The organism is Streptomyces torulosus, assembly GCF_001419765.1.
GTDB classification, from domain to species: domain Bacteria; phylum Actinomycetota; class Actinomycetes; order Streptomycetales; family Streptomycetaceae; genus Streptomyces; species Streptomyces torulosus.
Window position 1 is genome coordinate 1 of record NZ_LIRK01000605.1, and the last position, 3247, is coordinate 3247.

1 protein-coding gene is annotated in these 3247 nt (G+C 71.8%); it reads right to left on the minus strand.

Features of this window, described 5'->3' with window-relative positions:
* Positions 1–411 precede the first annotated feature (411 nt).
* Positions 412–3138 (minus strand): DNA polymerase I, encoded by a 2727-nt coding sequence (gene polA / locus AOK23_RS34830; protein WP_055716532.1) that lies wholly within the window; start codon positions 3136–3138, stop codon positions 412–414.
* Positions 3139–3247 lie beyond the last annotated feature (109 nt).

A 3247-nucleotide genomic window follows, 5' to 3' on the forward strand; every position in this document is an offset into this window, starting at 1 on the left:
CACCGTCGCAGCGAAGCGCCGTAGCCGCGGAGTAAGAGGACGGCAAGGAAAACCAGCCCCTCGGAAAGGGCACGGGAGCGGAGACCCAGCCGGTCGGCACGGCACCGCCGGGCAGCACCGTCGCAGCGAAGCGCCGTAGCGGCGGAGTAAGAGGACGGCAGGGAAAAGCAGCCGCTCGAGAGGGGCACCGGAACGCCGGGCGGCCGGTCCGCTCGGCAGCGCCGTTGCGGCGGAGCCGACCGGCCCGCTCGACAGCGCCGGATAGCACCGTCGTGCGGGAAAGCCGTCGCGGCGGAGTAAGGGGACAGTTCCGCCGCCCTGGCGGAGCGCCGTCGCGGCGGAATGAGAGGACAGCGGGGGAAGCCGTCCCTCCGGAGGGGCCCGGTGTGGGGTCGGGCCCCTCCTCGGGGGTCAGTGGGCGGCCGATTCCCAGTCCGGGCCGTGGCCCACCGAGACGTCCAGGGGGGCTCGGAGGTGGACCGCGTTGGACATTTCGTGGCGGACCAGGTCCTCGACGCGGGCGCCCTCGCCGGGGGCGATCTCCAGGACGATTTCGTCGTGGACCTGGAGCAGCATGCGGGACGTGAGGCCGGCGTCCTCCAGGGCGCGGCCCACATTCAGCATGGCGATCTTGACGATGTCCGCGGCCGTGCCCTGGATGGGTGCGTTGAGCGCCATCCGCTCGGCGGCCTCTCGGCGCTGCCGGTTGTCGCTGTTGAGGTCGGGCAGATAGCGGCGGCGGCCGAAGAGCGTCGCCGTGTACCCCGTCGCCCGCGCCTCGTCGACCGCCCGGCGCAGATAGTCCCGGACCCCGCCGAAGCGCTCGAAGTACGCGTCCATCAGGGCGCGGGCCTCCCCCGCGTCGATGTTCAGCTGCTGGGACAGACCGAACGCCGACAGGCCGTACGCCAGGCCGTACGACATCGCCTTGATCTTGCGGCGCATCTCCGCGTCGACCGCGCCGGGCTCGACCCCGAACACCTGGGCGGCGGCCGTGGTGTGGAGGTCCTCACCGGAGGTGAACGCCTCGATGAGGCCCGCGTCCTCGGAGAGGTGCGCCATCACCCGCAGCTCGATCTGGCTGTAGTCGGCCGTCATCAGCGACTCGAAGCCCTCGCCGACGACGAAGCCGCGGCGGATCGCCCGGCCCTCGTCGGTGCGGACCGGGATGTTCTGCAGGTTCGGGTCGACCGAGGACAGACGGCCCGTCGCGGCGACCGTCTGGTTGAAGGTGGTGTGGATGCGGCCGTCCGTCGCGATGGTCTTGATCAGGCCCTCGACGGTGACGCGGAGCTTCGCCTGCTCGCGGTGGCGGAGCATGATGACCGGCAGTTCGTTGTCGGTCTGGGTGGCGAGCCAGGCCAGGGCGTCCGCGTCGGTGGTGTACCCCGTCTTGGTGCGCTTGGTCTTGGGCAGGGCCAGCTCGCCGAAGAGGACCTCCTGGAGCTGCTTGGGCGAGCCGAGGTTGAACTCGTGCCCGGCCGCCGCGTGCGCCTCCTTCACCGCCTGCTGCACGGCACCGGCGAACATCTGCTCCATGGCTTCGAGGTGGGCGCGGTCCGCGGCGATGCCGTGGCGCTCCATGCGGGCCAGCAGCGCGGACGTCGGCAGCTCCACGTCCCGCAGCAGCTCGGCGGCGCCGACCTCCTCCAGGCGCTGCCCGAACGCCTCGCCCAGGTCGAGGATGGCGCGGGCCTGCACCATGAGGGCCTCGGCCTCGGCGCCGTCGTCCGCGCCGAAGGCCAGCTGGCCGTCGGCGGTGGCGGCGGGGGCCAGCTCCCTGCCGAGGTACTCCAGGGACAGCGCGTCCAGGTCGAAGGAGCGACGGCCCGGCTTGACCAGGTACGCGGCGAGGGCGGTGTCCATGGTGACGCCCTCGATGGTCCAGCCGTGCTCGGCGAAGACCCGCATCGCGCCCTTGGCGTTGTGGAACACCTTGGGCGTCGCGGGGTCGGCGAGCCAGGCCGCCCACGTGGTCTCGTCCGTCTCGTCGAGCTGGGTCGGGTCGAACCAGGCGGCCGCTCCCCCGGCGGCGGCGAGCGCGATCTCGGTGACCGAGCCGGTGCCGAGCGCCCAGGTGTCGACGGTGGCGACCCCGAGGATCTCCGTGCCGTGCTCGGTGAGCCAGGGGGTCAGCTCTCCGGAGCCGAGGACCGTGCCGTCCACGGCGACGCCCTCGGCGGGCGGCTGCCCGGCGTCGGCCTCCTCCGCCCCCGGGTCGACGGCCAGCAGCCGCTCGCGCAGCGACGGGTTGCGGATCTCCAGGGTGTCGAGGACCATCGCGACGGCCTTGCGGTCGTACGGGGCCCGCTCCAGGTCGGTGACCGTCCTCGGCAGATCGACCGTGCGCACCATCTCGGTGAGGCGGCGGTTGAGCTTGACGGCCTCCAGATGGTCGCGGAGGTTCTGCCCGGCCTTGCCCTTGACCTCCTCGACGCGCTCGACCAGATCCGCGAACGAACCGAACTGGTTGATCCACTTCGCGGCGGTCTTCTCGCCGACGCCGGGGATGCCGGGCAGGTTGTCGGACGGGTCGCCGCGCAGGGCCGCGAAGTCCGGGTACTGGGCGGGCGTCAGGCCGTACTTCTCGAACACCTTCTCCGGGGTGAACCGGGTCAGCTCCGAGACGCCCTTGGTGGGGTAGAGCACGGTGGTGTGCTCGGAGACCAGCTGGAAGGAGTCGCGGTCACCGGTGACGATGAGGACCTCGAAGCCCTCCGCCTCGGCCTGGGTGGCGAGGGTGGCGATGATGTCGTCGGCCTCGAAGCCGTCGACGGCGAAGCGCACGGCGTGCATGGCGTCGAGCAGCTCGCCGATCAGCTCGACCTGCCCCTTGAACTCGTCGGGGGTCTTCGAGCGGTTCGCCTTGTACTCGGTGAACTCCTCGGAGCGCCAGGTCTTGCGGGAGACGTCGAACGCCACCGCGAAGTGGGTGGGCGCCTCGTCGCGCAGCGTGTTCGCCAGCATCGACGCGAAGCCGTAGATCGCGTTCGTCGGCTGGCCCGTCGCGGTCGTGAAGTTCTCCGCGGGGAGCGCGAAGAACGCGCGGTAGGCCAGCGAATGCCCGTCCATGAGCATGAGCCGGGGACGGCTGCCGCCGGTGGTCGTGTCGGTCTTCTTCGATGCTGTCTCTGCCACGCACCCGATCCTGCCACGTGCCACTGACACTCGGACCACGCCCACCGCACCACGCCCCCGCACCCGCCCCACCCCCCCCCCGCACGTGGGCGTCGACGCGGACGCGTCC